The 26,298-nt window shown below is 72.1% G+C and carries 30 protein-coding genes; 9 read left to right on the top strand and 21 right to left on the bottom strand.

What is annotated here, in order from left to right; genetic code table 11:
• Window positions 1-53: 53 nt before the first annotated feature.
• Both QUV83_RS15250 and QUV83_RS15245 read right to left on the bottom strand, forming a co-directional pair.
• Window positions 54-1,088, bottom strand: coding sequence for a LacI family DNA-binding transcriptional regulator (locus QUV83_RS15250; RefSeq protein ID WP_289565777.1), 1,035 nt, complete (start codon window positions 1,086-1,088; stop codon window positions 54-56).
• A 154-nt stretch (window positions 1,089-1,242) separates the two neighbouring features.
• A complete protein-coding gene (locus tag QUV83_RS15245; RefSeq protein WP_289565776.1) occupies window positions 1,243-1,974 on the bottom strand; it encodes a Mut7-C RNAse domain-containing protein in 732 nt (243 codons plus the stop codon).
• A gap of 94 nt (window positions 1,975-2,068) precedes the next feature.
• Here QUV83_RS15245 and QUV83_RS15240 point away from each other — a divergent pair, with 94 nt between their 5' ends.
• The 3 genes from QUV83_RS15240 to QUV83_RS15230 are packed head-to-tail and all read left to right on the top strand — an operon-like array spanning window position 2,069 to window position 4,365.
• Window positions 2,069-2,452 (top strand): nuclear transport factor 2 family protein, encoded by a 384-nt coding sequence (locus QUV83_RS15240; RefSeq protein WP_289565775.1) that lies wholly within the window; start codon window positions 2,069-2,071, stop codon window positions 2,450-2,452.
• 55 nt (window positions 2,453-2,507) lie between these two features.
• Window positions 2,508-4,043, top strand: coding sequence for an ATP-dependent DNA ligase (locus tag QUV83_RS15235; protein ID WP_289565774.1), 1,536 nt, complete (start codon window positions 2,508-2,510; stop codon window positions 4,041-4,043).
• 22 nt (window positions 4,044-4,065) lie between these two features.
• Window positions 4,066-4,365 (top strand): hypothetical protein, encoded by a 300-nt coding sequence (locus QUV83_RS15230; protein WP_289565773.1) that lies wholly within the window; start codon window positions 4,066-4,068, stop codon window positions 4,363-4,365.
• Between the two features lie 332 nt (window positions 4,366-4,697).
• Here QUV83_RS15230 and QUV83_RS15225 read toward each other — a convergent pair whose 3' ends face one another.
• From QUV83_RS15225 to QUV83_RS15175, 11 genes are all read right to left on the bottom strand, one after another.
• Window positions 4,698-5,210 carry a CarD family transcriptional regulator gene (locus tag QUV83_RS15225; protein ID WP_289565772.1) on the bottom strand — a complete coding sequence of 171 codons (513 nt, stop codon included), beginning with the start codon at window positions 5,208-5,210 and terminating at the stop codon, window positions 4,698-4,700.
• Window positions 5,211-5,466: 256 nt separating this feature from the next.
• Window positions 5,467-5,847 carry a DUF2255 family protein gene (locus QUV83_RS15220; protein WP_289565771.1) on the bottom strand — a complete coding sequence of 127 codons (381 nt, stop codon included), beginning with the start codon at window positions 5,845-5,847 and terminating at the stop codon, window positions 5,467-5,469.
• Window positions 5,848-5,914: 67 nt separating this feature from the next.
• The gene (locus tag QUV83_RS15215) at window positions 5,915-6,322 is read right to left on the bottom strand and encodes a (R)-mandelonitrile lyase (protein ID WP_289565770.1); all 408 of its coding nucleotides are present in this window, start codon (window positions 6,320-6,322) and stop codon (window positions 5,915-5,917) included.
• A gap of 214 nt (window positions 6,323-6,536) precedes the next feature.
• Window positions 6,537-7,337, bottom strand: coding sequence for a bifunctional hydroxymethylpyrimidine kinase/phosphomethylpyrimidine kinase (thiD, locus tag QUV83_RS15210; protein ID WP_289565769.1), 801 nt, complete (start codon window positions 7,335-7,337; stop codon window positions 6,537-6,539).
• Between the two features lie 113 nt (window positions 7,338-7,450).
• On the bottom strand, window positions 7,451-8,344 hold the full coding sequence (locus QUV83_RS15205) for an NAD(P)-dependent oxidoreductase (RefSeq protein WP_289565768.1): 894 nt from the start codon (window positions 8,342-8,344) through the stop codon (window positions 7,451-7,453).
• Window positions 8,341-8,955, bottom strand: a complete 615-nt coding sequence (locus QUV83_RS15200; protein WP_289565767.1) for a DAK2 domain-containing protein — start codon at window positions 8,953-8,955, stop codon at window positions 8,341-8,343. The genes QUV83_RS15205 and QUV83_RS15200 overlap by 4 nt, the downstream gene beginning before the upstream one ends.
• A 3-nt stretch (window positions 8,956-8,958) precedes the next feature.
• A complete protein-coding gene (locus QUV83_RS15195) occupies window positions 8,959-9,960 on the bottom strand; it encodes a dihydroxyacetone kinase subunit DhaK (RefSeq protein WP_289565766.1) in 1,002 nt (333 codons plus the stop codon).
• A 34-nt stretch (window positions 9,961-9,994) separates the two neighbouring features.
• Window positions 9,995-11,065 (bottom strand): ABC transporter permease, encoded by a 1,071-nt coding sequence (locus QUV83_RS15190; protein ID WP_289565765.1) that lies wholly within the window; start codon window positions 11,063-11,065, stop codon window positions 9,995-9,997.
• Complete coding sequence (locus QUV83_RS15185) at window positions 11,062-12,108, bottom strand: ABC transporter permease (protein WP_289565764.1); 1,047 nt, start codon at window positions 12,106-12,108, stop codon at window positions 11,062-11,064. Before QUV83_RS15185 ends, QUV83_RS15190 begins: the two co-directional genes overlap by 4 nt.
• A complete protein-coding gene (locus QUV83_RS15180; protein ID WP_289565763.1) occupies window positions 12,105-13,619 on the bottom strand; it encodes a sugar ABC transporter ATP-binding protein in 1,515 nt (504 codons plus the stop codon). The genes QUV83_RS15185 and QUV83_RS15180 overlap by 4 nt, the downstream gene beginning before the upstream one ends.
• A gap of 62 nt (window positions 13,620-13,681) precedes the next feature.
• Window positions 13,682-14,728 (bottom strand): substrate-binding domain-containing protein, encoded by a 1,047-nt coding sequence (locus QUV83_RS15175; RefSeq protein WP_289565762.1) that lies wholly within the window; start codon window positions 14,726-14,728, stop codon window positions 13,682-13,684.
• A gap of 217 nt (window positions 14,729-14,945) precedes the next feature.
• On the opposite strand from QUV83_RS15175, the gene QUV83_RS15170 reads away from it, so the two are divergent.
• Window positions 14,946-15,704 carry a DeoR/GlpR family DNA-binding transcription regulator gene (locus QUV83_RS15170; RefSeq protein ID WP_289565761.1) on the top strand — a complete coding sequence of 253 codons (759 nt, stop codon included), beginning with the start codon at window positions 14,946-14,948 and terminating at the stop codon, window positions 15,702-15,704.
• Between the two features lie 15 nt (window positions 15,705-15,719).
• Here QUV83_RS15170 and QUV83_RS15165 read toward each other — a convergent pair whose 3' ends face one another.
• Together QUV83_RS15165 and QUV83_RS15160 are read right to left on the bottom strand one after the other, a co-directional pair.
• On the bottom strand, window positions 15,720-17,099 hold the full coding sequence (locus QUV83_RS15165) for an MFS transporter (RefSeq protein ID WP_289565760.1): 1,380 nt from the start codon (window positions 17,097-17,099) through the stop codon (window positions 15,720-15,722).
• Window positions 17,100-17,262: 163 nt separating this feature from the next.
• Window positions 17,263-17,847: a TetR/AcrR family transcriptional regulator gene (locus QUV83_RS15160; RefSeq protein WP_289565759.1), complete on the bottom strand. Its 585-nt coding sequence runs from the start codon at window positions 17,845-17,847 to the stop codon at window positions 17,263-17,265.
• Between the two features lie 142 nt (window positions 17,848-17,989).
• Between QUV83_RS15160 and QUV83_RS15155 the strand changes: the two genes are divergently transcribed.
• The 3 genes from QUV83_RS15155 to QUV83_RS15145 all read left to right on the top strand — a co-directional run bounded on the left by QUV83_RS15155 (window position 17,990) and on the right by QUV83_RS15145 (window position 20,354).
• Window positions 17,990-18,577, top strand: a complete 588-nt coding sequence (locus tag QUV83_RS15155; protein ID WP_289565758.1) for a hypothetical protein — start codon at window positions 17,990-17,992, stop codon at window positions 18,575-18,577.
• A 202-nt stretch (window positions 18,578-18,779) separates the two neighbouring features.
• Window positions 18,780-19,781: a zinc-dependent alcohol dehydrogenase gene (locus tag QUV83_RS15150; protein ID WP_289565757.1), complete on the top strand. Its 1,002-nt coding sequence runs from the start codon at window positions 18,780-18,782 to the stop codon at window positions 19,779-19,781.
• Between the two features lie 24 nt (window positions 19,782-19,805).
• On the top strand, window positions 19,806-20,354 hold the full coding sequence (locus tag QUV83_RS15145) for a TetR family transcriptional regulator (protein ID WP_289565756.1): 549 nt from the start codon (window positions 19,806-19,808) through the stop codon (window positions 20,352-20,354).
• 19 nt (window positions 20,355-20,373) lie between these two features.
• Here the strand turns inward: QUV83_RS15145 and QUV83_RS15140 are convergent, their stop codons facing one another.
• From QUV83_RS15140 to QUV83_RS15130, 3 genes are all read right to left on the bottom strand, one after another.
• Window positions 20,374-20,811, bottom strand: coding sequence for a type II toxin-antitoxin system PemK/MazF family toxin (locus QUV83_RS15140; RefSeq protein ID WP_289565755.1), 438 nt, complete (start codon window positions 20,809-20,811; stop codon window positions 20,374-20,376).
• A 70-nt stretch (window positions 20,812-20,881) separates the two neighbouring features.
• Complete coding sequence (locus QUV83_RS15135; protein WP_289565754.1) at window positions 20,882-21,916, bottom strand: NADP-dependent oxidoreductase; 1,035 nt, start codon at window positions 21,914-21,916, stop codon at window positions 20,882-20,884.
• 45 nt (window positions 21,917-21,961) lie between these two features.
• Window positions 21,962-22,348 carry a DUF1304 domain-containing protein gene (locus QUV83_RS15130; RefSeq protein WP_289565753.1) on the bottom strand — a complete coding sequence of 129 codons (387 nt, stop codon included), beginning with the start codon at window positions 22,346-22,348 and terminating at the stop codon, window positions 21,962-21,964.
• Between the two features lie 88 nt (window positions 22,349-22,436).
• Between QUV83_RS15130 and QUV83_RS15125 the strand changes: the two genes are divergently transcribed.
• Together QUV83_RS15125 and QUV83_RS15120 are read left to right on the top strand one after the other, a co-directional pair.
• Window positions 22,437-23,042, top strand: a complete 606-nt coding sequence (locus QUV83_RS15125; RefSeq protein ID WP_289565752.1) for a TetR/AcrR family transcriptional regulator — start codon at window positions 22,437-22,439, stop codon at window positions 23,040-23,042.
• A gap of 10 nt (window positions 23,043-23,052) precedes the next feature.
• Window positions 23,053-23,790, top strand: a complete 738-nt coding sequence (locus tag QUV83_RS15120) for a TetR/AcrR family transcriptional regulator (protein ID WP_289565751.1) — start codon at window positions 23,053-23,055, stop codon at window positions 23,788-23,790.
• Here QUV83_RS15120 and QUV83_RS15115 read toward each other — a convergent pair.
• Genes QUV83_RS15115 through QUV83_RS15105 form a run of 3 tightly spaced genes read right to left on the bottom strand, consistent with a single transcriptional unit; the run spans window position 23,771 to window position 26,291 of the window.
• The gene (locus tag QUV83_RS15115; RefSeq protein ID WP_289565750.1) at window positions 23,771-24,052 is read right to left on the bottom strand and encodes a ferredoxin family protein; all 282 of its coding nucleotides are present in this window, start codon (window positions 24,050-24,052) and stop codon (window positions 23,771-23,773) included. The two genes, QUV83_RS15120 and QUV83_RS15115, sit on opposite strands and share 20 nt — an antisense overlap.
• A complete protein-coding gene (locus QUV83_RS15110) occupies window positions 24,049-25,368 on the bottom strand; it encodes an FAD-dependent oxidoreductase (protein WP_289565749.1) in 1,320 nt (439 codons plus the stop codon). Before QUV83_RS15110 ends, QUV83_RS15115 begins: the two co-directional genes overlap by 4 nt.
• On the bottom strand, window positions 25,365-26,291 hold the full coding sequence (locus QUV83_RS15105) for an electron transfer flavoprotein subunit alpha/FixB family protein (protein ID WP_289565748.1): 927 nt from the start codon (window positions 26,289-26,291) through the stop codon (window positions 25,365-25,367). The genes QUV83_RS15110 and QUV83_RS15105 overlap by 4 nt, the downstream gene beginning before the upstream one ends.
• Between the last annotated feature and the right edge of the window lie 7 nt (window positions 26,292-26,298).

The following is a 26,298-nucleotide window of genomic DNA, read 5'->3' as shown; positions in this document are numbered from 1 at the left end:
TTCCTCCTTGAACAGGTGATTGCGGGGCGGCAGTGCCCCAGGGAGCGGTGTTGCTAGGGCCGGACGTCCGGCGGGGACACGGGCGGCGCCGTGCTCCCCCGGTCGACCAACTCGGGTGACACGAACCGCACGACGTGCGGGTCGGTCGGGTCCTGCTGCTCGATTCGACGCACGAGCTGGCGCACCGCCATCCGGCCGAGCCGGTCGGGTGCGCTCTCGATCGAGGAGAACGGCAGGGAGAAGGTGCGGGCGAACTCGTCGGAGTACTGCCCGATCACGGAGAGGTCGCGGGGCGACTGGATGCCGCGCGCGTGCAGCACGGAAGGCAGCGCGGCCGCGGCGGCCTCGTTGTGCAGGAGCAGGCCGGTGGCCTGCGGGTGGCGGTCGAGCAGGTCGTCGAGGAACCGCCCGACGGCGGGCTGCTGCGACTCGCCGTACTCGGCGTGCAGCGTGATCCCCCGCGCCTTGGCCTGCGCGAGGGCGGCGTCCCGCAGCCGCCAGACGTACGCGCCGCCACGCTCGACGACGTGCTCGGGCTGGGAGACGAGCACCAAGTCGCGGTGCCCCAAGTCGGCGAGGTGGTCGACCATCGTGCGGCCGGCCTCCTCGAAGTCGAGGTCGAAGACATCCAGGCCAGCGCAGTCGCCGGGGAGCCCGACGAGCGCGCCGGGGACGCCCGAGGCCCGCAGCACCGGCAGGCGCTCGTCGTCGTCGGCGACGTTCATCAGCACCACGCCATCGACCATGCGGGAGTCGGTGATCCGCTTCAGGGCCTGGGAGCCGTCGGGCTCGGTGACCATGAGGATGTCGTAGCCGAGCTCACGGGCGACGTTCGAGACGCCGAGCATGTACTGCAGCATCGCCGGGGCGAACTCGTCCTCGAGGAACTGGACGAGCAGGCCGAGCACCTTGCTCTGCGACGTCGCCAGCGCGCGGGCGCCGGCGTTCGGCGTGTAGCCGAGGTCGCGGACGGCCTGCTCGACGCGCCGACGCACCTCGAGCGAGGTGGTGCGCTTCCCGGTGAGCACGTAGGACGCCGTGCTGCGGGAGACTCCCGCAGCCTTGGCCACATCGCCGATCGTCGCCATTGTCGCCTCTCCGGATTGTCGCTGTGCCCTGTCCCCCGCGAAGTGGTGGGACTGACAACTAGCGAACCGGTTCGCAACATATAGGCACTGTTCAGCGCAGCGCAAGGCGGATTCATGGGCCAGCATACGAACCGGTTCGCAAGATGGGATCAGATCACCGCGAAGCGCCCCTCCGGCGCGCCACCACATCCCTCGCATGGGCGACCACGGGATCGATCCGCGCCGCATGCGCCCCGTGCCAGTACACGTGCCCGCACTCCACGCACCGGGCGAACTCCGCGTACGTCCGGGACGTGCCCGGACGCACCTCGGCCGCCACCTCCCGGGCGTCCACCACCGCGAGCGCTCCCCCGCACGCGGTGCACCGCGTCCACGGCGCCAAGGGCGGGGCGAACCTGTCGAGCACATCGTCGAGCTGGTCGCCCGTGGCCGACCCGCGCACCAGCGCGCCCTGCGGCAGGCTCCGGCGACGCAACAGCCCGCGATCCCGCGTGAGCAGCACCCGGCCCTCCGCCGCGGCGATGCGCACCAGCTCCGGGTCGTCCGCCTCGGGGCGGTAGGCGGCGGCCACTCCCAGCAGCCGCAGGCGGCGCACCAAGCCGCCCAGGTGCACGTCGAGCAGGAAGCGCGGCGGCCAGGCAGCCGTGGCCTGCGGCCGCGCGACAGGCGCCACGTGGAGCAGCCCGTCAGCAGCCTGCGCCGACGTCGCGACGGTGGCGTCGCCCACCGTGAGCGCCCCGACCTCCGTGAGCGGCACACCCACCGACTCGACGACATGCCCCCACGTGTCGGTGTCCGCGGCAGCCGCCGTGAAGTGCCCACCCCGACGCCCCGGCCGCAGCAGGAACCGCAGCGCGGGGTCGATGTCCAGCCGGACTGCGCGCACCCTCCCAGGATGCGCGCCCCTGGGGGTGATGCCCCACCCCGCATGCTTGCGGACCCCCGGCATGTCAGGCTCGGCAGACCAGACGAGGGGACGTATGGACACCGATGACGTCATGGCTTGGGCCGCCCGCTACGAGCAGGCCTGGCGCGCGCAGGACACTGCCGCCGTCGAGGACTTGTTCACCGAGCAGGCGGTCTACCGGCGCGGCGCATACGACGACGGCCTGCGCGGGCACGCCGCCATCGCCGAGTTCTGGCCAGACCCCACGCCGTTCACAATGCGCGCAGAGCCTGTCGCCGTCGCGCCGCCCACGGCGGTGCTGCGCGTCGAGGTGCAGTACCTCGGCGACCTCGGAGACCAGCCCCGTGAGTTCCGCGACCTGTGGATCGTGCGGTTCGCGCCCGACGGGCGCGCCGAGCACTTCGAGGAATGGGCGCACTGGCCCGGACTGGACTACGGGGGCTCCACCACGGACTGAGCGCGCCTGCCCCGTCCCAGGGGCGGCGCGGCGCCCGCGAGGCCAGGATGGCAGGGTGCTCCTCGCCGACGTCGCCGCCACCTCGGCCGCTCTGGCCGACACGCGCTCGCGCCTGGCGAAGCGCGCGCTGCTCGTCGACCTGCTGCGCCGCACAGCGCCCGACGAGGCGCCCGTGGTCGCCCGCTACCTCGCCGGGGAACTGCGGCAACGCCGCACCGGCCTGGGCTGGCGCTCACTCGCCGCGATGCCCGATCCGGCCACCGAGCCCACCCTCGACGTGCTGGCCGTCAACGCCGCCTTCGAGCAGATGTCGCGACTCTCCGGCCCCGGCTCCTCCACCCAGCGGACCGCGCTCGCCACTGACCTGTTCGCCGCCGCCACCGCCGCCGAACAGCGCCTGTTGCGCGGGCTCGTCACCGGGGACCTGCGCCAGGGCGCCCTCGACGCGCTGCTGCTGGACGCCGTGGCAGAGGCGGCCGGCGTGCCCCCGGACGCGGTGCGCCGGGCCGCGATGCTCGCCGGGGCGACAGAGCCGGTCGCCTCGGCGGCCCTCGGCGCCGGGTCCCCCGACGAGGCCCTGGCCGCCCTCGCCGAGTTCGGCCTGGCCGTCGGGCGGCCCGTCCGCCCCATGCTCGCCGCGTCCGCCCCCGACATCGCCACCGCTGTCGCGGGCTTCGCCGGGCGGCCCGTCGTCGTCGACGCGAAACTCGACGGCATCCGCGTGCAGGCCCACCGCGACGGGGACGACGTGCGGATCTTCACCCGGAGCCTCGACGACGTCACCGCCCGCGTGCCCGAGATCGTCGCCGTGGTCCGCTCACTGCCCGTCCACACCGCCGTGCTCGACGGCGAGGCGCTCGCCCTCGGCCCCGACGGCCAACCCCGGCCCTTCCAGGAGACCTCCGCGCGCAGCGCCACCCAGGACGCCGAGCTCGCAGCCGTCACCACCCTCAGCCCGTTCTTCTTCGACGTGCTGCACGCAGACGGCCGCGACCTCCTCGACGCGCCGCTGCTCGAACGCCTCGCCGTGCTCGACGCCGTCGCCGGCGGGCACGTCGTCGAGCGGATCGTCACCGACGACGCCGACGCCGCGCAGGCCGCCTTCGCCCGATGGGTGGCCGCCGGCCAAGAGGGCGCCCTCGTCAAAGACGCCGCCGCGCCCTACGAGGCGGGCCGACGCGGCTCCGCGTGGGTCAAGGTCAAACCCCGGCACACCCTCGACCTCGTGGTGCTCGCCGTCGAGCGCGGCTCCGGGCGGCGTGAGGGGCTGCTGTCGAACATCCACCTCGGAGCCCGCGACCCCGCAGGCGGCTTCGTCATGCTCGGCAAGACGTTCAAGGGCATGACCGACGAGATGCTCGCGTGGCAGACCCAGCGATTCCGCGAGCTCGAGGTCGCCGACGACGGCTGGACCGTCACGGTCCGGCCCGAGCAGGTCGTCGAGATCGCGTTCGACGGGCTGCAGCGCTCGACCCGCTACCCGGGAGGGCTGGCGCTCCGGTTCGCCCGCGTCCTGCGGTACCGCGACGACAAGTCCGCCGCCGAGGCGGACACGATCGATACCGTCCGCGCGTTGGTGGCCCCGACGTGACGACGTCTGCCAGGCTCGGCGCATGTCAGACGACGTCCTCCGCGTCGCGGACCTCCGCGCCGCGCTCGCTCTCGCCCTAGACGCCTTCGTGGCAGAGTTCGGGCCCGAGGTGCCGCTCGACCACGACCACTACTGGCACCTGCCGGTCGACGCCTCGTTCGACCTCTCGCGAGAGCCGCAGGAGCGCACGGTCGGCCAGATCACCGACGACCTCATCGAAGCCCGAGGCATGCTCGCGGACGGCGACGCGTTCCCGGCGTGGCACGCGCTCAACCATGCCATCGGGCTGCTCCGCCTCGTGGAGCACGCTGCGCGTCCCTGAGGGTCGCCCGTCATCGCCTTGCCGGCAAAACGTGAAAGGCATGACCGACGGGATGATCGCCTAGCAGACCCAGCGGTTCTGCGAACGCGACGCTCCCACGCTTCCTGGACGCCTGGCGGCTGTGGCCTCTTCGCGCGTGCAGGGTGGAGGCGGCGACCAGGAGAGCGCGACATGGAGGCTCTTCGCGGAGTTGATCGTCGCGGCGACGGGATACGAGTGAGGCGCCGCCCCGACAAGACCGCCGCCCAGGCCGACACCGTGGACAGGGCCCGGGCCGTGGCGGCCTGGGCCTGAGCGATGTCGGGCTGGACGGCGGGTGAGATCGCGCCGGGTCAGGCCTGGACGGCGACGGGGTCGGTCTCCTCGCCGCGGACTGCAGTGTCGACGAGCCGGTCGACCTCCGCGTCGCCGAGCGACAGGGATAGCGCCAGCTCCGCGAGGACGGGCTGGCGGGCGCTCTGGAGCATCTCCTTCTCGCCCGTGGACAGCCCTCGCTCCTCCTGGCGGCGGGTGAGGTCGCGGACCACTTCGGCGGTCATGGCGAGCTCGCCGACGCGCAGCTTCTCCTGGTTCGCCTTGAAGCGCCGCGACCAGTTCTCCTCCTGCTCGCCGGAGGGCGCCCGCAGCACGTCGAGCAGCTGCTGCGCCTGCGCCTCGGCGAACACCGGCCGCAGGCCGACCTCCTCGGCGGTGTCGAGGGGCACTGCGACCTCGAGGCTGGTCTGATGCACCTGCAGGTGCACGTACTGCCTGCTCGTTCCGTTGATCGTGCGCTCGACCATCTGCGTGATGGTGGCCGGTCCGTGGTGAGGGTGGATGACCGTCTGACCCTCAGAGAACTGCATCCTGAGCTGTGTCCTTCGCTTGCGATCGGCACCGCACCCGATCGCGCCGGAGGCTGAGCCCCAGAGCGCCTGATCGCCCCGTCGTCCGAGCCGCGCCCGTGGGTGGGGCAGTGGGCGGCGAGGACGCCGGGAGCACAGAGGTCGGCCTGGCCATGCGGATGGGCGGGCCCTCGCTCTGCGAGCCGGTCCTTCCATTGTCCCACTCGTCGCCTGCGCGTCCGGGCAGTGAGACCCGTCACACGATCGGGGGCCTGTGTCAGCCGTCGGCCGGCACGAGCCGGAGGGTCACCGCCTCCGCGTCGGGCCCTGTCACGGTGCCGACGATCGCGGGGCCGAACTGGTCGTACTTCTCGTGGTAAGCGGCGGTGATGGCCGCGGCCTCGTCGGGCGCCGCGTCCTCGAAGACGACGTCCCGCTCCACCCCGCCGGACCGGATACGGCCTGTGCCGCTGGCCTTCGCCCGGACGTACCACCCGTTGTCCGGCCCGTAGGCCGACCGGACGTAGACGTCGTTCCCGACGCGCACGTCCCACATCGTCACGTACGGCCGCAAGGTCCCGTCCGGGCGCCTCGACGCCAGGTGCATGAGCTCCGTGCCGCCGATCCTCGACAGCTCGTCCTCGGTCCAGCCCGCCATCGCGCTCCTCCTTCTCAGGTCTGAGGTCCCGCCTGGAGCCCAGCCTGTGCCGCCGCGCCGCCGCCGGTCAGGCGTCGTACTGCGCGTCGGTGACCGCCTCGCCCCACTCGGTGTCCGGGCCGCCGTCGGCCGCGCCGATCTCCCACATCGCCAGGTGCGTCATGAACGCCCCGGGCGCCGCGCCGTGCCAGTGCCACTCCCCCGGCGGCGTCCACACTGTCTGCCCGGGGCGCACCTCCAGCACCGCGCCGTCGCGGGTCCCGATCCGGGCGACACCCTCGGTGACGTGCAATGTCTGGCCGTTGGCGTGCCGGTGCCAGTGGGTGCGGGCGCCGGGGGTGAAGTGCACGGCGTTGACCCGCAGCCGGGACGGATCGGGCGGCACCGCCACCACGTCGATCCACACCTCGCCGGTGAACCACTCAGCGGGCCCCTGGGCGCTAGGAGCCTCGGGCGCGGTGGGCAGGATCTGCATGCGGCTGCGCTCCTCGTCGGACGCTTCGCTGGGGGCGGCGCCCCGCGGTCGCCCTCCCACTCTGCGACCCGGCAGGCGATCCGGCAAGGGATGGGCCCGCGCACGGCGGCCTCGATGCGAGGACCGGACGGTCCTGCCCGACAGGGGTGGGGCAGGACCGCCCGGCCGTCTGAGCCGCGCCCGCTCGCTCACAGAGGCGGGGGCGCGGGCAGTGCTAGACGCGCACAGCGCCTTGCCACACGGCCTCGAACGGCGCACGGCCTCCGACGCGCCCTTCGATGCCGGCGGTGACGAAGCTCTTCGCGTGCGCGACGGCCTCGGCCACGTCGACGCCCTTGGCGAGTTCGGCCGTGATGGCGGCGGCGAGCGTGCAGCCGGCGCCGGAGACCCGCTCCTGGCCGATCTTGGGCGTGGACAGGATGGTCACGTCGTCTCCGTCGACCAGCACGTCCACGGCGTCGTCGCCGGGCAGGTCGACCCCGCCCTTCGCGACGACGTAGCGCGGACCCAGCTCTTGGATGCGGCGCGCGGCCTCGGTGAGCTGCTCGACCGTCTCGATGACGTCCATGCCGGACAGCGTGCGGGCCTCGAACAGGTTGGGCGTGACGACTGTCGCCAGCGGCAGCACCTGCTCGCGCAGGGCGTTGTCGGTGTCGAGCGCGGCGCCGGCTTCCTGGCCCTTGCAGATCAGCACCGGGTCGAGCACCACGTGCCGCCACGGCTGGCGGCGCAGCCCCTCGGCGACGACGTCGATCGTCGCGGGCGTGCCGAGCATGCCGACCTTGACGACGTCCAGCGCGTAGGCGGCGGTGGCGGCCTCCATCTGCGCGGCGATGACCTCGGCGGGCACCGGGAAGAACCTGTGGCCCCAGCCGTTGGCCGGGTCGAACGAGACGATGCACGTCACCGTCCCGAGCCCGAAGACCCCCAGCTCCTGGAAGGTCTTCAGGTCCACCTGGAGGCCGGCGCCGCCGGTGGCCTCCGATCCGGCGATGACGTACGCAAGGTCGACCACGTCAGTGCTCCTCTGGATGTCCGCGTGCATACCGCAGAGCCTTTCATGACCTGATGGGGACGATGCGCGGACCTGCCGTCCGAGTGCTGGGCAGGCCCGCGATCGCCGCGTTGTCAGCCGCGGGTGAGGTCCACGCCGGAGCGCGCGGCGATGACTCGCACAAGCGCCGACGCGTTGAGGTTCCCGAACCCGGCGAGCATCGCCGCGTCGAGGTTGCGCGCCACGGCGTCGGTGGCGGGCAGGTGCACGCCGAGCTGCCCGGCGAGCTGTCCGATCAAGCCGACGTCCTTGCGCATGAGGTGCAGCGCGAACGCCTTCGAGTAGTCGCCGGCGAGCACCGCCGGGCCGACACCCGTGTAGATCGGGGTGCGGAAATCGGTCACGGCGACGACGTCGAGCACCTTGTGCAGGTCGAGCCCGGCCGCCCCGGCGAGGGTCAGCGCCTCCCCGAGGGACTGGAGCTGCGCCGCCACGAGCAGGTTGCCGACGAGCTTGGTGCGCGCCCCGGAGCCGGCGGGCCCCATGTGGTGCACCGACTCGCTCACGGCGTCGAGCATTGGGCGCACCCGCTCGACCGTCGCGTCGTCCCCGCCGACGACGACCCACAGGCCACCGGCCTCCGCCTCGCCCTTCGAGCCGAAGACGGGGGCGTCGAGCATCGCGACCCCGCGGGCGGCGAAGGCGGCGTGCTCCTCGTCGCTCAGCGCGACGCTGATGGTCGACATGTCGACCACGACCGTGGAGTCCTCGACGTGCTCGAGCACACCGCCGTCGCCGAGGGCCACGGCCCGCACGGCCGCATCGTCAGACAGGCAGTACAGGACCACGTCGCGGCCGCGCACGGCGTCGTCGATCGACGACGCCGTGCGCGCGCCCGCGACCTCGGCGGTTGGGCCGCCGGTGCGGTTCCACACCGTCACCTCGAACCCGGCACGGATGAGGTTGGCGGCCATGCCGCGCCCCATCGTGCCGAGCCCGAGGACGGCGACGGAGGCCACGTGGGTCACGCGTTGGCCTTCTGCCAGGACTGCAGGAACCGCCACATCGCGGTGGCGCCCGGGTCCTGCAGGCCGATGCTGCGCTCCTGCAGCCAGGACGCGCGGCCCCGGCGGGACTGCAGGTCACGGGTCTCCACGACGGCCTTCTCGGCGGCGTCGATCGCCGAGGCCAGCCCGGCGGTCCCGTCGGGAGCCGCGGCGAACGCGTCGGCGGCCGGCATGATCGCGTCGAGGATCGTCTTGTCCCCAAGCTGCGTCTTGCCACGCTGGGCGATGTTGTCGCCCGCCGCCTGCACGAAGCGCGCCACGGCCGAGACGTCGACGTCCTCCACGTCGGCCCAGGACTTCGAGCCGGCGAGCAGGCCGCCCGCGACGAGCGCCGCCATGGTGGACGGGTTCGCGTTGGCGAAGGCCTTGGCCGCGGCCCGGGCGATCTCGGCGGGGGTGGACTCCGCCGGGATCGCGTCGAGGGCCTCGATCACGGCGTTCGCGCCGAGGGAGACCGTGATGCCGAGGTCGCCGTCACCGAGCGCCTGGTCGAGGTCGCGCAGCTCGTCCGCGTGCGTGACGAGCTCCGAGAGTCCGCGCTGGATCGCGCCGACAAGCTCTGCTGAGTGCATGGGTCAGACCTCCTGGAAGAACGGGGACACGGCGGGCGCGTCGAGCAGGGCGAGGCGGGCGTCGTCGAGCTTGAGCAGCGAGATCGAGGCCCCGGCCATCTCCAGGCTCGTCGCGTACTCGCCGATGTACTTGCGCTCGATGCTCACGCCGATCTCCGCGAGGAGCTGGTGGACACGGCGGTACATGACGTACAGCTCCTCGAGCGGCGTGGCGCCCATGCTGTTGACCAGCACCGCGACGCGGTCGCCATCGACGAGGCCCAGGTCCTCGACGAGCGCGCCCACGAGCCGCTCGGTGATCTTGTCGGCCGGCTCGAGCGGGCCGCGGTGGATCCCCGGCTCGCCGTGGATGCCGATGCCGATCTCCATCTCGCCGTCGGGCAGGTCGAAGCTCAGCGCGCCGGTGGTCGGCAGGATCGTCGGCGCGAGGCCGATGCCCATCGTCGCCGTGTGCTCCACGACGTCCTCGGCCACGGCCGCGACCTCGTCGAGGTTGTCCCCGCGCTCGGACGCAGCACCGGCCGCCTTGTACGCGAAGAAGATGCCCGCGACGCCGCGACGGTCGAGCTTGCGCTCGTTCGGCTGGCTCGCGACGTCGTCGCGGCCCAGCACCGTGCGGGTCTCGATGTCCTCGAGCTCGGCCAGGTCGGCCGCGAGGTCGAAGTTGAAGACGTCGCCGCCGTAGTTGCCGTACAGGTACAGCACGCCCGCGCCGCCATCGACGGCCTTGGTCGCCTCGAAGCACTGCTGCGAGCTCGGCGAGCTGAAGACGTTGCCGATCGCGACGCCCGAGCACAGGCCCTGGCCCACGTAGCCCTTGAACAGGGGCAGGTGGCCCGAGCCGCCGCCCGTCACGATGCCGACCTTGCCCGCCACCGGCGCGTCAGCGCGCACGAGGATGCGGGGGTCGTCACCGGGGGTCTTCACCTTGTCGGGGTGAGCGAGGAGGATGCCCTCGATCATCTCGTCGACGAAGTCAGCGGGGTCGTTGATGATCTTCTTCATGACGTTCCTTTCGTGAAAATCCAGGGGGTGGGCGTCAGGAGCTCACGGCGGCGGCACGCCGCGCCCGAGGTCGCCATCGCCACTGGACCTGGTCGATGACCATGACCGCGATGAGGATGACCCCCTGTGCGATCGAGTACTGGAAGGCCGACAGCCGCAGGGCTGTGAAGCCGCTGGAGACGATCTGCAGCGTCAGCGTCGCGAGCACCACGCCGAACACCGTCGCGAACCCGCCGTTGGGGTTGGTGCCGCCGAGGACGGCGATGACGATGACGAGCAGCACGTACGAGGCGCCGTAGTCCGCCGAGGCGGTGGGGTTCCGGGCCAGGAACAGCACACCGGCGATGCCGCCGAGCGTGCCCGTCAGCAGGTAGGTGCTCATGAGCACCGCGCGGCTGTTGATCCCCGAGTAGCGGGCGGCCGTGGGGTTGGCGCCCTGCAGCGTGACCTTCAGGCCCAGCGGGGTGCGCTTGACGACGATGCCCACCAGGACCGCCACGATGACGAACAGGACGAACAGCGTGGGCACTCCCCCGACGGTCGACTGGCCGATCGAGGTCAGCGCCGCCGGCGAGCCGTACAGCGTCTTGCCGCCCGTCCACGCCACGGCGATGCCGTTGTAGATCTGCATGGTGCCGAGGGTCGCGAGGATCGGCGTGATGCCGAGCCGGGAGACGAGCAGCCCGTTCACCGCGCCGCCCAGCAGGCCCACCACGAGCCCGACGAGGACGATCAGCGGGAAGAGCTGCTCGGCCTGGTCCGGGTTGTTCACCGCGATGGCCGTGAACATCGTCGACATGGTGATCGCCGACAGGTTCGCGATCGACACCAGCGACAGGTCGATGCCGCCGGTCAGCATCGCGAGCATCATGGCGATGGCGATGACGCCGATCTCCGGCGAGGAGATCGCGATGTTCTGCAGGTTGATGCCGCTCAGGAACACCGACGGCTTGAGCGCCGCGAAGATCGCGAACGCCACCACGACGAGCAGCAGCATGCGGCGCGCGCTGCGGTCCACGTGCAGCCGCTCGACGAGCCCCGTCCAGCGCGAGTCGACCTCGGCGTTGACGCGCTTCAGCGGGTTCTTCTCCTGGACGGCGTTCATGCCGTCACCTCCTGCGCGTCATGGACGAGCGCGGCTCGTCCGGAGCCACGGGCCGTCACCGCCTGGATGCCGACACCGACGAGCAGGAGCACGCCGACGGCGGCCCGCTGCCACGCGCTGGGGACGCCGGCGAGGATGAGGCTGTTGTTGATGACCTGGACGAGGAAGACGCCGAGGACGGTCCCGAGGACCGAGCCGCGCCCGCCGAAGATCGACGCGCCGCCGAGGACGACGGCCGCGATGATGTCGAGCTCGCCGCCGACGAGCTCCTGGGGGCTCGCGGACCGGCCCATGATCATGTAGATCATTCCGCCGATGGACGCCATCATCCCGACGATCACGTACAGCCAGACCTGGGTCCGCACCACGCGGATGCCGGCCCGACGGGCCGCCTCGGCGTCGCCGCCGATCGCGTAGATGCTGCGCCCGAACATCGTGCGGCGCAGCACCCAGGCGAGCAGCAGGGTCAGCGCGATCGCGGGCACCACCATGACGTGCAGGTACGCGCGCCCGGTGTCGGTGGTGACCTCGATGAGGTTGGTGGTGGAGACCCACGACATCGCGTCGGGCAGGTCGGCGATGTACCGCGAGCCGACGTACGTGAGCAGCACGCCCTTGAAGATGCCCTGCGTGCCGAGCGTGACGATCAGCGTCGGCAGCCGGAACCTGGCGATCAGGAACCCGTTGATGGCCCCGAGCAGCGCGCCGATGACCAGCGCCATCACGAACGCCCCGATGAGGCCGAGGTCGATCGCCCCGCTTCCGTACACCCGCACTGTGGTGTAGGCGGCGAACACCGCGATCGCGGCGAACGACACGTCGATCCCGCCGGAGATGATCACCAGCAGCACGCCGAGCGCGAAGATCAGCGGCACGATCGCGCTGCGCATGATGCTGAACGCCGTTGGGAGCGTGAAGAACACGGGGTTGGCGATCGACATCCCGATGATCAGGACCAGCAGGATGAGGGCGAGCACCCCCTCGTTGTTGGGCCCGCGCAGGCGGCGGAGCCGGTCTGCGAGGTCCGAGCGACCCGCGCTCATGCGGCCACCTTCTTCCGGATGTTGTCGACGTCGACGTCGTCACCCTCGAGGACGTCGACGACGCGGCCGTGCCGCACGACGAGGACCCGGTGGCAGCAGGCGACGAGCTCGGGGGCGTCGTCGGAGATGACGAGGATGCCCATGCCGTCGGCGGCCTCTGCCCGCAGGATGTCGAGGATCTCCGACTTGGAGCCGACGTCCACCCCGACGGTCGGGCCGTTGAGCATGAGGACCTTGGGGCGGCGGGCCAGCCACTTGGCGAGCACCACGCGCTGGGCGTTGCCGCCCGACAGCGAGCGCACGGGCGCCTGGACGTTCGGGGCCTTGACCCGCAGCCGCGCGAACAGCCGCTGGATGGTCTCCCGGACGGCGTTCTTGTCGAGCGTGCCCAGGCGTGCGCGGTGCCCGTCCATCGAGGCCGCGATCATGTTGTCGGCGATCGACTTCTCCAGGAACAGGCCCTGGGTCAGGCGGTCCTCGGGGACGTACCCGATGCCGGCGGCGATCGCGTCGCCGATGCTGCGGAGCCGCACGGGCTTGCCGTCGACCTTGACCGTGCCGCTCTGGGGCGGCAGGACGCCGAACAGCGACTCGGCGATCTCGGTGCGGCCCGAGCCGAGCAGGCCCGTGACGCCGACGATCTCGCCGCGGCGCACCGTGAACGAGACGTCGTGGTAGGCGCCGGGGAGGTCCATCTGCTCGACCTCGAGGACGGCGGGGCTGTCCGGGTCGAGGGGCGCGACGTGGCGCGACTCGTCGAGGACCTTGCCGGTCATGTGCTCGGCGATGGATCGGGGGTCGAGCTCGGAGGCCGGGCTCGTCACGACGTTCTTGCCGGAGCGCAGGATCGCCACGCGCTGCGAGATCGTCAGGACCTCGTCGAGCTTGTGGGACACGAAGATGAGGCCGACGCCGCGGGCTCGCAGGCGTTCGACGATGATGAAGAGGCGGTCGACCTCGGTGCGGGTCAGCGCCGTGGTCGGCTCGTCCATGATGATGACGCGCGCGTCGTCGACCAGGGCCCGGCAGATCGCGGTGAGCTGCTTGTCGGCGACCGAGAGGTTCTCGACGCGGGCGTCCACGTCGAGCGTGAGGCCGAGGTCGTCGATGATCGCCTGCGCGGCGGGCCGGGCGGCGCCCTGGTCGTAGAGCTTGCGCCGGGAGGCGATGGCGGAGGTGAGGACCACGTTCTCGGCGACCGTGAGGTTCGGGAAGAGCGAGAAGTCCTGGTAGATGACCTGGATGCCGCTCTTGATGGCATCGGTCGTGTTCATGGAGGTGAACGGCTGGCCGTCGACCAGGATCGTGCCCGAGTCGGGCTTCTCCGCTCCGGAGATGATCTTGATCAGCGTGGACTTGCCGCAGCCGTTCTCACCCGCGAGGCAGAGCACTTCGCCGGGGAGCAGGTTGAGCGAGACGCCCCCGAGAGCGGTGACGCCGCCGAACCGCTTGACGATGTCGCGCACCTCGAGGAGAGGAGCAGGGGTGCCCACAGGGGCAGGGTGTGTCATGTCGGGCGCCTTTCAGCGCCGGTGCGGGGCGGGCTCAACGCGCCGCCCCGCACCGGGACCGGTCAGAAGTCGTACGAGCTGGCGGCCTTGGCGTCCGCTGCGATGGCGGCGTTGCCCGCGTAGACGTTGTCGTAACCGTCGACCTTGACGAGGCTGTTGTAGCCCTCGATGCCGAGGTCGGTGCCCGCCTCGATCTTGCCGCCGTCCGCGAGGATGCGGGCGATCTCGAGCTGGGCCTCACCCGCGAGGGCCGGGTCCCAGAAGAAGATCTTGTCGATCGAGCCGGTCGCGAGGTACTTCGCGGCGGCCGACGGGATCGAGGTGCCCATGACGCACACCTGGTCCTCGAGGCCTGCCTCCTCGATGGCCCGCGCGATGCCCGGGACGTCGTTGCCGGCCGAGCCCTGGAAGCCCTTGATGTTGGGGTGCTTCGCGAGGATCTCCTTGGCCTTCTCGTAGGCCGCGGTCTCGTTGTCGGTGCTCTCGATCGGGTCCTCGACCCGCTTCATGTTCGGGAACTCCGCCGTCTGGAACTCGTGGGCCGCCTCGACCCACTCCATGTGCGTCTTGGCCGTGAGGCCGCCGACGAACTGCACGTAGTCGCCCTCGCCGCCCATGCACTCGCCGAGGTTCTCCATGATGGAGACGCCGTAGTCGGCGTTGTCGAAGGCCTCGATGTCGATGTCGACGTTCTCGATGCCGGTGGCCTCGTGAGCGACGACGATGATGCCCTGCGCCTTGGCCTGCGCCAGCACGGCGGAGAGGGCCTTCGGCGAGTTCGGGACGACGGTGATCGCGGTCGGCTTCTGCGCGATGAGGTCCTGGATGATTTGGATCTGCTTCTCGGGCGAGACGTCGTCGCCGCCCTCGGTGCGGGTGTCGATGCCGGTGCGCTCGCCGTAGGCGACGACGCCGACGTCCATGCGGTCGAACCAGGCGATGCCCTTGACCTTGACGACCGTCACCATCGTGCGGTCGGACGAGGACGAGCCACCTGCGGTGCTCTCGCCTCCGGCGGCCGAGCCGCCGTCATTGACCGAGCCACAGCCAGCCAAGAGCAGCGCTGCCAGGCCCGAGGCCACGACCGCCGCTGCACGCGTGTTCTTCATACGTCACTCCCTCGTGATCGTGCGCCAAGACGCCTGGTTATGTGCATCGGACTCCCACGTCCGTGCGTCAGTGTCTCTGGCTGCGCACACACTAGGGCGCGAACGCGCGAATGTCTAGCGAACCGTGCAACAATCTGCCTGCGATAAGGCACATCGATGCACGTTTTCGCGCATGAACCCCTGCTAGCCTTGCCCAGAATCAGCGGAAGGGTCCCGGATGTCGCGACACCAGCAGATCGTCAAGCTCATAGAGCAGCGTGGATTCAGCAGCGTGGCCGCTCTCGCGCGCCACTTCGCCGTCGACGCCTCCACGATCCGCCGTGACCTGGACAAACTCGCCGCCGAGGGCCAGGTGGTCCGCACGCATGGCGGCGCCGCCGCCGTGGTCGCCGACAGGCACGCCGAGTCGGCCGTGGGCCCGGACACGAACGACCCCCGCCTGCCCGAGAAGCGCGCCATCGGCGCCGCGATGGCCGAGCGCATCCACGAGGGCCAGACGATCCTCATCGACGGCGGCACCACCTGCCTCGAAGTCGCCCGCCACCTCGACCACTCACGCCTGACGGTCGTCACCCACGACCTGCACGTGGGCCTCGAGATCTCGACGAAGCCGCAGATCAACCTCGTGTTCATCGGCGGCGAGCTGCTCCCCACCAGCACGTCCATGTGGGGGCCCACGTCGATCCAGCAGCTCGAGAACATGCGGGTCAACGTCGCCGTCTTCGGCGTCGGCACCGTCATGGACGACGGCATCTACGCGAGCTCGAGCTACTCGATCGAGCTCAAGCGCAAGATGCGCTCGATCGCCTCCGAGGCGTTCTTCGTCGCCGACAGCACCAAGTTCGGACGCGAGGCGCTGTTCCGCGTCTTCGGCTTCGAGGACTTCACCGCCGGCATCACCGACGCGACGCTCGACCCGATCCGCGCGGCCCGGTTCCCGGTCCCCGTCATCCGCGCCACACCCGTCGACGCCTGACGGGGCGCGGGCCGCTCACGACGCGGCGGCCTCCACATCCGACGCGGTGTGCGGCGCCGGGCGCCCGGTGCGCGGCATCGCCAGCGAGACGAACGCCATCGCCAGGGCCGCGATCGCGACTGCGGCGAACACCGCCGTCGACGCGCCGCCGAACGCCTGCGGGTCGGCTGACGCGTCAGCCCCGCCCATGCGGGAGTTGACCAGCGCGCCGAGCGCGGCCACGCCCACGGCGCTGCCCATCGACCGGGCGAACATGTTGGCGCCGGTCACCACGCCGCGCTCCCCCCACCCGACGCTGGCCTGCGCCGCGATGAGGCTCGGCGCCGCGACCAGGCCCAGGCCCAGGCCGATGAAGAAGCACGACAACCCGACGGCCAGGACGGACGGAGTCGTCGAGGTCCACGCCAGCGCCGCCGTGGAGAGCACGACGATCACCACGCCGATCAGCACCGTGGTGCGGAACCCCCACCGCAGGTAGAGCCGCCCGGCCTGCGAGGCCGAGATGGGCCAGCCGATCGTCAGCATGGCGAGTGTGAGCCCGGAGACCAGCGGCGACGTGCCGAGCAGCGCCTCCAGGAACGTCGGCACATACGTCGTCACACCCATGAGGATGACGCCGACCCCCACGGCGATGAGCGCTGTGACGCCCAGCAGCCGGCGGGACAGCACCCAGGGCGCCAGCACCGGCTCGGCGGCCCGCCGCTCCACCGCCACGAACACCGCGAGCAGGGCCACTCCGAGCCCGAGCGCGCCGAGGCTCTGCGGCGACGCCCACGCCCACGCGTTCCCACCCTCGAGCAGCGCCAGGATGATCAGGCTCGTGGAGACGGTGAGCAGCGCGCCGCCCGCCCAGTCGATGCGGTGCGAGTGACTGGGCACCGTCTCGTGGAAGTGCCGCACCAGCAGCCAGCCGGCGGCGATGCTCAGCGGGATGTTGACGAAGAAGATCCAGTTCCAGGTCAGGTACTCGGCGAACAGGCCGCCGAGCGTCGGCCCCACCACCGCCGACACCGCCCACACGCTCGCGAGGTAGCCCTGCACCTTGGCCCGCTCGGCCAGGGTGTAGATGTCACCGACGATGGTGATGGCCATGGGCTGCACGGCGCCCGCGCCGAGGCCTTGGACGGCTCGGAACGCGATGAGCGCGGGCATCGACCAGGCCAGCCCGCACAGCACCGAGCCGAGCAGGAACAGCCCGACGCCGATCAGGATGATGGGCTTGCGGCCCACGGTGTCCGCGAGCTTGGAGTAGATCGGGACGCTCACAGCCTGGGTGAGCAGGTAGATGGAGAACAGCCACGGGAAGCTCGAGAAGCCGCCCAGGTCGGCGACGATGGTCGGGATGGCCGTCGCCAGGATCGTCGAGTCGATCGCGACGAGCCCGGTGGTGACCATGACCGCGATGAGGACGGGTCCGCGCTCGGAGCGGAAGCCGATGCTCGCCCGGGTGGGTGATGTGGCGCTCAGGGTCGGGCCTTTCCTCGCATCGGGATGTCAGCAGGGCCAACCCGCCGGGGGCCGCGGGCATTCCTGGGCGCCGGCTGGGCGCGTCGGGCTGCTACGCCTGCAGCACCGACAGCATCGTGCGCGCGATCACGTCCGGGGCCTCGGCGGCGTCGAGCCGCCCGTTGTCGATCTCGTTGGCGGCGGCGTGCAGCACGGCGTGGAAGACGGTCATGAGCCATGCGGCGGAGAGGTCACGGCGGAAGGCGCCCTGATCCTGCGCGGTGGCGATGAAGTCGCGGACCCGCTCCTCCAGGCGGCCCGTGTGGGCCTGGAGGACCGTCTCCGCGGGCAGCGCCCGCTCGGCGGCGACGAGCAGCCGGCCGGATCGCATGGTCACCTGCCACGTCGCCTGGACGAGCCGGGTGAACGCGGGCGCGGCGTCGCCGCTGAGGTTGACGGCCTCGAGCGCCGCGTCGGCCTTGGCGAGCACGCGCCGGACCACGGCCTCCACCAGCGCGGGACGTGAGGCGAAGTGCCCGTACACGGTGACGCGCCCGAGCCCGGCCGCCGCCGCGATGTCCGCCATGCTCGCGTCGGGGTCGCGCGCCAGGCACGCCTCGGCGGCGTCGAGGATCCGCTCGACGTTGCGCCGGGCGTCGGCCCGCTGTGCCCGCTCGATCCCCGCGTCGCTGGTCATCGACCCTCCTCGTCGTTCACAGACACCGTAGTACGACTTGATTGACCCGCTCATCTTGAACAGCAGTGTTCAGGATGCTAACTTCCATAAGTCAGACACCCATGTATGGGTTCAGGTGAGGACCGCCCCGAGGGAGCTGGACATGCCGGAGATGACTGCCACACCCCCACCGAGGACCGCGACGCCGCTCGAGGTGGCGCGCCGCCACTGGGGAGCGCTGGTCGGGGTCGGCTTCGCCGCCCTCGTCGCCGCCGACCTGATGCACGGGGTCGACCTGGCCCCCATGCTGGCGGCCTTGGCGGTGATCTACCTCGGCTCCGCGGCGCTGCGGAGCCGGGCCGCCGCATGGCCCCTGTTCTTCGTCATGTTCGTGGTGGTCTTCCTGGTCAGGCTCCTCTTCGACGGCGTCGACCCGACGTGGGTCCTGATCGGCGTCGGGGCCCTGCTCGCCGCCTACGGCCTGGCCTTCCGCGACGCCCAGCGCCCGGCGCACGGACTGCCGCTGCAGGGCCTCGCCCTGCTGGTGCTCGGGGCCGTCGCCGCCGTCGCACCGTCCCTGCCGAACGACCCCGCCGGGTACCTGGTCGCCGCCGGACTGCTCGCCCACTCAGCCTGGGACTGGCATCACTACCGCACCGAGCGTGTCGTCTCCCGCTCGCTCGCCGAGTTCTGCATGGTGCTGGACGCGCTGCTGGCGGTCGCGATCGTCCTCGTCACGGCGATCCCCTGAGCCCACCCCTGGCCGCCCCCGGCACCGCGGTTGACTTGCCCCGCGAGGTGGGCCATGGTCGAAGTCAACAGCGTTGACTTGGTACGCGGCGGGCAAGGGAGCCCGTCACGCCCGCCCCGCCACCGGCCAGACGCTGACCCGGCGGGCGCCCGCCCGCCGGAGCCGTTGACACGGTCTGGAGGCACAGGCGATGAAGGCAGTCATGGTGACAGGTCCCGGTCAGGTGGAGATCGCGGACGTCCCCGAGCCGACAGCGGGCCCCCGCGACATCCTCGTCCGACCCCGGGCGTGCGGCGTGTGCGGATCCGACGGGTTCTACATCTCCATCGGCGGGATCCCACCGCGCCAGGGCGCCACGATCCTCGGCCATGAGGCGGCCGGCGAGGTCGTGGAGGTCGGCGCCGAGGTCGAGGGCGTGTCCGTCGGCGACCACGTCGTCGTCAACCCGATGGCCGAGCCCACCGGGATCATCGGCAACGGAGGCGCCAGTGGCGCGCTCGCCGAGCTGCTCGTGCTGCACGACGCCGTCGCCGGCAAGAGCTTCGCCGTCGTCCCGAAGGACCTGCCATGGGAGGTCGCCGCGCTCAACGAGCCGATGGCCGTCGCCCGGCACGCCGTCAACCGCGCCAACCCGAAGGCCGGCGACAAGGTCGTCGTCTTCGGCGCCGGACCCATCGGGCTGGGGGCCGCGATCGGCTTCAAGTCCCTCGGCGCCTCGCATGTCGTCGTCGTGGACGTCGTCGCCTCCCGGCTCGAGCGGGCCCTGGCCATCGGCGCGGACGCCGTCATCAACTCCGCCGAGGAGGACGTCCGCGAGCGCCTGCTCGAGCTGCACGGCGAGACCGGCGGCGGGTACCACGGCACCAAGCCCGGCACCGACATCTACCTCGACGCCGCGGGCGTCCCGTCGGTCATCGACACCGTGCTCGCCAACGCCAAGCACGGCGCGACGCTCAGCATCCCGGCCGTGCACAAGAAGCCCGTGGAGGTGGACTTCGGGGCCCTGCTGACCTCGGAGATCACCATCGTCATGGCGATGGGCTACCCCACCGAGATCTTCGAGGTCACCGAGGACATCATCGCCAACCAGGACAAGTACGCGAAGATCATCAGCCACCCGGTGCCCTTCGAGGACGTGCTCGAGGGCATCAAACTCGCCTCCACCCCGGGGGCGGCCGACAAGGTCGTCATCACCATGGGCTGAGGCCATGACCCCGCAGGAGGCGTGATGGCCGCCAGACGTTCCGCCGCGGCGACCCGCGAGGAGATCCGCGCCGCCGCGACGCGCCTGTTCCGCGAGCGCGGGTTCACCGGCTCGTCGGTGCGGGACATCGCCGCGGCGGCGTCGAGCGACCCGGCGCTGGTGATCCGCCACTTCGGCTCCAAGGAGCTGCTGTTCCTGGAGACGATGCAGTTGTCCTTCGACGACGATCGCCTGCGCGACGTCCCGCTCGGCGCCCTCGGGGAGCGGTTCGTCGAGGCGCTCCTGGCGACGGATGACGACACCCGGCGGGTGTTCCTGGCCCTCATCCAGGCGAGCGGCGAGCCCGCGGTCGCCGCCCGCCTGGCCGAGCTCCACGACGCGAATTTCGTCGCGCCCTTGCGTGCCCGGCTCACCGGGACGGAGGTCGACGCGCGCGCCCGGACGGCGGGAGCGCTGCTCGCCGGGCTGCTCTACTCGCTGTGGGTCGTCGACGACGGCGCCGCTCTCACCGCCGACCGCGACGGCCTGGTGCGCCGGTATGGCGCGCTGCTCCAGGCAGTGATCGACGGCTGAGCGGCACTCACGCCGCGGATCAGCGCGAACGGGTGGCGGCTGGCTGCGCGACGCTGTCGTACCAGACCACCAGCGCGGGTCCCGGGTCGCTGATCCGCCGACGAAGGGCCGAGCGTCGCAGCAGGATCGGCCGGAGCCGGATCCAGCTCGCCTTCCCCATCCCGGGCACTCCGCTCGGGAGGCGCACGTGGTCACGTCGCGCGCTGCGGTCCTGCGAGGTGAACGCGGCCACCGTGCACGTGCGCCCCGCGACGGCGAGGACCAGCACGGGCCGGTCCTTGCTCCCGGGACGGTCCTCGAACGGCACGTCTGCGAACCAGACCTCGCCGGGACGGGGCCGTGGGCCGGGGCGCAGCCACCGGCGGAGGCCTGCCAGGATCGCGCCGGCGATGACGACGAGGCCCACCACCGCTGCCTCGGGCTGCGCGTCCAGCAGCGCGTTCACGACGTCCATCATCGAGCCCTCCGTCACTGCCAGTGGTTCGCGCAGACCGCAGGGCCCGCTGGGGCACCATGAACGCTCCAGGCTAGCCGCGGGGGCCAGTGCGGACGACCATCTTGCCGGTGCTCGCCCCGCGCATGAGGTCGAGGAACGCGTCGACGGCGTGGTCGATGCCGTCCACCACCGTCTCGTCGTGGTCGATCTGTCCGGCGGCGAACCACTCCCCCATGTCGCGCGCGAAGTCCGCGTAATGCCGCATGTGGTCGCCGAGCGTGAACCCGCGCAGCGTGAGGCCCTGCGTGATGACCTTCGCCATGTTGTCGGGGCCGGGGACCCGGTCGGTGGTGTTGTACCCGGCGATCGCGCCGCACAGGGCGATGCGCCCGCCGCGGTTCATCACGTCGAGGGCGGCCTCGAGGTGGTCGCCGCCCACGTTGTCGAAGTAGACGTCCACGCCGTCGGGCACCAGGGCGGGAAGTTGCTCGCGGACGGGGGCGTCCTTGTAGCAGAGCGCCGCGTCGTAGCCGAAACGCTGGGTGACCAGGGCGACCTTCTCGGCGGAGCCGGCCGATCCGACGACCCGGCCGGCGCCCTTGAGCCGGGCGATCTGCCCGGCGGCCGTGCCGACGGCGCCCGCGGCGCCCGAGATGAGCACGGTGTCGCCGGGCTGCATCTGCGCGATCTCGAGCAGGCCCACGTACGCGGTGAAGCCCGTCATGCCGAGGATGCCGAGGTGCGCCGACAGCGGCACGCCGGGGAGCTCGGGCACGACGCGGAACGCGGCGGCCGGCCCCTGGGCGACGTCGCGCCAGCCGAGCTGGTGCAGCACCACGTCGCCGACCGCGATGCCCTCGGCCGTCGAGGCGACGACGCGGCCGACGGCGCCGCCGGCCATGGTCTCGCCGAGGGGGTACGGCGGGGTGTAGCTCTTCACGTCATTCATGCGTCCGCGCATGTACGGGTCGACGGAGACGAACTCGTTCTGGACGCGCACCTCGCCTGGGCCAAGCTCCGGCAGGTCGACGATGACGGTGCGGAAGTCGTCGTGGGTGGGCCAGCCCTGCGGCCGGGCGACGAGCTGGACCTGGGTGCTGCGCGTGGGGGTGGTGCGAGTGGTCATGGGGGGTCTCCGATTCAGGTGGTGCAGGGGGGGTGCCGGCTGGGCCTAGGCGATGAGCGCGGCCACGATCGCCACGACCGCGAGCGCGGGTGGGATGAGCTGGATGAGCGCGGAACGCGCCTTGTCGGGTGAGGACGCCAGCAGGACGACGCCGGCCAGGGCCATGGACCCCGTGCCAGTCAGGACGAGCGTCAGGCCGACCGTCGGGGCGCCGGCGGCGGTCACGACGATGCCGACGATCACCGCCACCGCGAGGAACAGGTTGTAGAAGCCCTGGTTGAAGGCCATCTCCCGCGTGGCGGCCGCCTCCTGGGGTGAGGCGCCGAACGTCCGGCGCGTGCGCTCAGACGTCCAGGTGAGCGACTCCATCGTGAAGATGTAGACGTGGATGAGGGCGGCCACTGCCGCCAGCACGAGCCCTGCCACTGTCATGCCACTGCCCCTCGCCGATGCCCAGATTTTCTGGACCAGTCGTTCCACTATAGGGTGGAAGCCTCAACGCACACGATCGGCGGTGGTCATGGGACGGCATCCGGGCTTCGATACCACACAGGTGGTCCAGGCCGCCCGCGACGTCTTCTGGGACAAGGGCTACGACGGCGCCTCGGTGCCCGACCTCGAGCAGGCGACAGGCCTTGCCCGCTCGAGCCTGTACCACGCGTTCGAGAACAAGCGCGGGGTGTTCGACGCGGCGGTGCGCGACTACCTCGACACCGTCGTCCGGCCACGCCTGCGGGTCCTCACCGCCGAGCCCGGCAACCCTGACGCCGTGCTCGTCTACCTGCGCGGGCTCGCCGACGCGCTCGCGCGGCGCACCGAGGACGCCGCGCGGCGCGGCTGCCTGCTGATCGACAGCACCGCGGGCCTCGCGGCGCGCGACGACGCGCAGCGGGCGGTCGTCGACGCCTACCGCGCGGAGCTCGTCGACGCGTTCCGGCACGGCCTCTCCACGCGCTACCCCGCGCTCGACGGCGCCGAGGCGCTGCGGCGCGCGCGGGTCCTCACGTCACTGAGCGTCACAGCGCTCGTCGTGGCGCGCACCAGCACGTCCGGCGCCGTCGAGACGCTCGAGGCGGCGCTCGGCCAGGTCGCCGAGTGGGACGGGGCCGCTCCGCGCGCCGACTAATGTGGGGGGCGTGACGACGCGCGAGCCCGAGGACGACGCCGCCGCCGCACCCCCTCGACGCCGAGGGCGCCCCCGCGACCCAGAGCTCGAGGACCGCGCGCTGCGCGCCACCCTCGACGTGTACGGCGAGAAGGGCTGGTCGGGCCTCACGATCGACGAGGTGGCCAGCCGCTCGCGGGTCGGCAAGTCGTCGGTGTACCTGCGGTGGCCCGACAAGGAGAAGCTCCTCACCTCAGCCCTGCGTCGCATTCAGGGCGGCGACGAGCTGACCGCGCCGACAGCCGCCCCCGACGACCAGGACGCCGAGCCGAGCCCGCCCCCGTCGCTGCGCGACTACCTCATCACGCACGCCAATGAGCGCGCCGAGCTCTACCTCGGCCCGTACGGGCTGGCCATGCTCCGCCTGTACGTCGAGTCGCGGGCCTACCCCGAGGTGTTCTCGGACATCCGGCGGGAGGCCATCACCGACTTCGTGCTCTCGCAGCGTCGGCGCGTGGAGGCGGCGGTGCAGTCCGGCGAGCTCCCCCCGGGGGCGTCGGCGATCCAGCTCCTGGACGCGGTCGAGGGCTCGGTGCTCATGCACGTGCTGGTCACGCCCCCGCACCTGGTGGACCGGGTACGCCAGACGGTGCCCCGGTACATCGAGGAGATGGTCGACCGCCAGCTCGCGGCCGAGGGCTACGCCCGCCGGGCGCCCGAGTCACCCGGGGCGCCCGTCGAGCCCGATCTCACCCCTCCCGGAAGCTGACGCCGAACCCGCCGCGCGGGTAGCGCCACGTCAGGGCGCCGGGCGGGGCGACCGCCAGGCAGGTGCCGCACTCCAGGCACGCGGCGTAGTCGGCCAAGATCTCGCCGTCCTGCTCGCGGTACACCCCGGCGGGGCACACCGCGATCAGCGCCTTGCCGGCGCCTGTCGCCCGGCAGGCCTCCTGGTCGATGACGATGTGCGACTCCTCCTCGTCGAGGACGAACCGATTGCGGGCCAGCCGCTCGGGAACCGTGGTGCTCACAGCGCTCTCACTCCCGCCCATCCATCACTGACCAGCTGGCGGATGCCCACCGGGGACTTCTTCAGCGCGGCCCGGGCCGTCGAGACCAGGTGCCGCCGAGGGGCGCCGTCGAGGGAGAAGACGTCGTGGAACACGCTCGCGGCGAGCTCCCCGTACGCCCCGTACATGCCCGTCCGCTCCAGGAACCTCGGCGCGCGGGCGTAGGTCTTCATGTCCTGCAAGACGAAGCCCTCCTCGAGCCGCCGCCGGTACCCGGCGAGCCCCGCGCGGGACAGGTCGCCCGCCGCCACGGCCTCGACGATGGCGTCCGCCGCCGCGATGCCCGATCCGATCGCCAGGTCCATGCCGCGCACCGTCAGGCCGCTGTTGATGGTCAGGCCCGCGGCCTCGCCCACCACGACCAGCCCGTCGGTGGCGACCTCGCCGAACATGTCGTAGCCACCCTCGGCGACCAGGTGGGAGCCGTACTCGATGACCTTCGCGTCCCGCAGGTAGGGCGCAAGCCCGGGGTGCGCGAGGTAGCGCTCGAACACGTCGGCGGCCGTGCGCCCCGAGCGCAGCAGGTCGTCGAGCCGCAGCACGACGCCCACGGAGAGCGACTCGGTGTTGGTGTACAGGAAGCCGCCTCCGCCGATGCCCGCGGTGCAGTCGCCGACGATCGCGTGGGCCGCGCCCTGGTCGCCGCTCACCCCGAACCGGTCCTCGATCACCGTGCGCGGCAGGGCCATGACGGCCTTGACCCCCACGGCCATGTGGTTCGTGGGCTCCTGGTGGCGCAGGCCGATGCTGCGCGCCAGGAACGAGTTCACGCCGTCGGCCGCGACCACCACGCGCGCCCGGAGCTGGTCCTCGCCCGCCTGCACGCCGACCACCCGCGTCCTGCCGTCCGGGCCGGGCTCGGTGAGGAGCCCGTCCACGCGCACGCCGGCCATCAGGTAGGCCCCGGCCTCCTCGGCCTGCGCGGCCAGCCACGGGTCGAACTTCGCCCGCAGCACTGTCACGGCGTTGACCGGGTCGGCCAGACCCCGGCCGGAGTAGTCGATGCCGACGGCCGAGTCGGCGGTGAGGAAGGTCGTGACGTGCCGGGTGATGCGGCGCTCCACCGGCGCCTGGTCGGCGAAGCCGGGGAAGAGGCCGTCGAGCACCCGCCCGTACAGGACGCCGCCCGAGAGGTTCTTGGTCCCGGGCGCCTCCCCGCGCTCGATCATCGCCACCGACAGCCCGGCCCGGGCCAGCCGGTACGCGGTCACCGCGCCCGCCGGGCCGGCCCCGACGACGACAACGTCGAAGTCCGGCTCGACGGCCTCGGCGCTCATGCCCCGGCCCGCAGCGCGGCGGCGAGCGCCGGCACCACGTCGTACAAGTCGCCGACGATGCCGTAGTCGCACTGGGCGAACACGGGCGCCGCCGCGTCGCTGTTGATCGCGACCACAGTCGTGGCGTCCCGGACGCCGACCATGTGCTGCAGCTGGCCGGAGATGCCGATGGCGACGTAGAGCGCGGGGGCGATGTGCTGGCCCGAGATGCCGATGTAGCGCTCCTTCGGCACCCAGTCGACCCCTTCGGCGAGGGGCCGCGAGCAGGCGACCTCTCCCCCGACGGCGCGGGCCAGGTCCTCGATGAGGGCCAGGTCCTCGCGCGCCTTGAGCCCGCGCCCGATGCCGACCACCGTCGAAGCCTCGCCCAGGTCGACACCGACCTGCTCCTTGGCGCGCACCTCGGTGGTCCGGGCGCCCGGCAATGGCTGGGACAGGACCTCCTCGATCGCGCATCCGGCGCCGGCGGGGACGCTCGCACCCGGCAGCACCGCGAGGACCGCCGGCCCGCCGCTCACGGCGGTCCGGTGCTCGGCGATGCCGCCCAGGACGCCGTGCGTGACCACGACGGCCCCGCCGTCGAGCTCCACGGCGGCGATCCCGCCGAGCACCGGGGCGCCGAGCCGTGCGGCCACGGCCCCGAGCAGGGCGCGGCCAGCGGCTGTCGTGGCGCCCACGACGGCCCGGGGAGCAGCATCGGCGACGAGCCGCGCGACGTCGGGCGCGAACGCCTCGACCGGGTTCTCGCCCGGGTCGCCGAGCCACAGCACCCGGTCGACGGCCGGGGCGACGGCAGCGGCCACGCCCTGGCCTCCCGCGACGACTGCCACGACCTCCGTGCCGAGCGCCCGGGCCACGTCGACCAGCCCGCTGACAGCCGGGTCGCCGGCGACCAGGACGAAGGCCTGGGTTGAGACGTCCATGGTTCCT

This window comes from Cellulomonas cellasea (assembly GCF_030372105.1).
Taxonomy (GTDB): domain Bacteria; phylum Actinomycetota; class Actinomycetes; order Actinomycetales; family Cellulomonadaceae; genus Cellulomonas_A; species Cellulomonas_A cellasea_A.
The sequence above is the reverse complement of the archived record's forward strand: the minus strand, read 5'-3'. Positions and strand labels throughout refer to the sequence as shown.

Excerpts from the sequence above, each read along its gene's own strand:
- QUV83_RS15230 (WP_289565773.1), top strand. The coding sequence starts at position 4,066 with ATGTCAGACGACGTCCTCCGCGTCGCGGACCTCCGCGCCGCGCTCGCT.
- QUV83_RS15185 (WP_289565764.1), bottom strand. The coding sequence starts at position 12,108 with ATGAGCGCGGGTCGCTCGGACCTCGCAGACCGGCTCCGCCGCCTGCGC.
- QUV83_RS15180 (WP_289565763.1), bottom strand. The coding sequence starts at position 13,619 with ATGACACACCCTGCCCCTGTGGGCACCCCTGCTCCTCTCCTCGAGGTG.
- QUV83_RS15140 (WP_289565755.1), bottom strand. The coding sequence starts at position 20,811 with ATGATGGACGTCGTGAACGCGCTGCTGGACGCGCAGCCCGAGGCAGCG.
- QUV83_RS15190 (WP_289565765.1), bottom strand. The coding sequence starts at position 11,065 with ATGAACGCCGTCCAGGAGAAGAACCCGCTGAAGCGCGTCAACGCCGAG.
- QUV83_RS15110 (WP_289565749.1), bottom strand. The coding sequence starts at position 25,368 with ATGAGCGCCGAGGCCGTCGAGCCGGACTTCGACGTTGTCGTCGTCGGG.
- QUV83_RS15225 (WP_289565772.1), bottom strand. The coding sequence starts at position 5,210 with ATGCAGTTCTCTGAGGGTCAGACGGTCATCCACCCTCACCACGGACCG.
- QUV83_RS15175 (WP_289565762.1), bottom strand. The coding sequence starts at position 14,728 with ATGAAGAACACGCGTGCAGCGGCGGTCGTGGCCTCGGGCCTGGCAGCG.
- QUV83_RS15165 (WP_289565760.1), bottom strand. The coding sequence starts at position 17,099 with ATGGTCACCACCGGGCTCGTCGCGATCGACTCGACGATCCTGGCGACG.
- QUV83_RS15105 (WP_289565748.1), bottom strand. The coding sequence starts at position 26,291 with ATGGACGTCTCAACCCAGGCCTTCGTCCTGGTCGCCGGCGACCCGGCT.
- QUV83_RS15130 (WP_289565753.1), bottom strand. The coding sequence starts at position 22,348 with ATGACAGTGGCAGGGCTCGTGCTGGCGGCAGTGGCCGCCCTCATCCAC.
- QUV83_RS15195 (WP_289565766.1), bottom strand. The coding sequence starts at position 9,960 with ATGAAGAAGATCATCAACGACCCCGCTGACTTCGTCGACGAGATGATC.
- QUV83_RS15160 (WP_289565759.1), bottom strand. The coding sequence starts at position 17,847 with ATGACCAGCGACGCGGGGATCGAGCGGGCACAGCGGGCCGACGCCCGG.
- QUV83_RS15125 (WP_289565752.1), top strand. The coding sequence starts at position 22,437 with ATGGGACGGCATCCGGGCTTCGATACCACACAGGTGGTCCAGGCCGCC.
- QUV83_RS15215 (WP_289565770.1), bottom strand. The coding sequence starts at position 6,322 with ATGCAGATCCTGCCCACCGCGCCCGAGGCTCCTAGCGCCCAGGGGCCC.
- QUV83_RS15170 (WP_289565761.1), top strand. The coding sequence starts at position 14,946 with ATGTCGCGACACCAGCAGATCGTCAAGCTCATAGAGCAGCGTGGATTC.
- QUV83_RS15250 (WP_289565777.1), bottom strand. The coding sequence starts at position 1,088 with ATGGCGACGATCGGCGATGTGGCCAAGGCTGCGGGAGTCTCCCGCAGC.
- QUV83_RS15240 (WP_289565775.1), top strand. The coding sequence starts at position 2,069 with ATGGACACCGATGACGTCATGGCTTGGGCCGCCCGCTACGAGCAGGCC.
- QUV83_RS15145 (WP_289565756.1), top strand. The coding sequence starts at position 19,806 with ATGGCCGCCAGACGTTCCGCCGCGGCGACCCGCGAGGAGATCCGCGCC.
- QUV83_RS15135 (WP_289565754.1), bottom strand. The coding sequence starts at position 21,916 with ATGACCACTCGCACCACCCCCACGCGCAGCACCCAGGTCCAGCTCGTC.
- QUV83_RS15200 (WP_289565767.1), bottom strand. The coding sequence starts at position 8,955 with ATGCACTCAGCAGAGCTTGTCGGCGCGATCCAGCGCGGACTCTCGGAG.
- QUV83_RS15220 (WP_289565771.1), bottom strand. The coding sequence starts at position 5,847 with ATGGCGGGCTGGACCGAGGACGAGCTGTCGAGGATCGGCGGCACGGAG.
- QUV83_RS15150 (WP_289565757.1), top strand. The coding sequence starts at position 18,780 with ATGGTGACAGGTCCCGGTCAGGTGGAGATCGCGGACGTCCCCGAGCCG.
- QUV83_RS15155 (WP_289565758.1), top strand. The coding sequence starts at position 17,990 with ATGCCGGAGATGACTGCCACACCCCCACCGAGGACCGCGACGCCGCTC.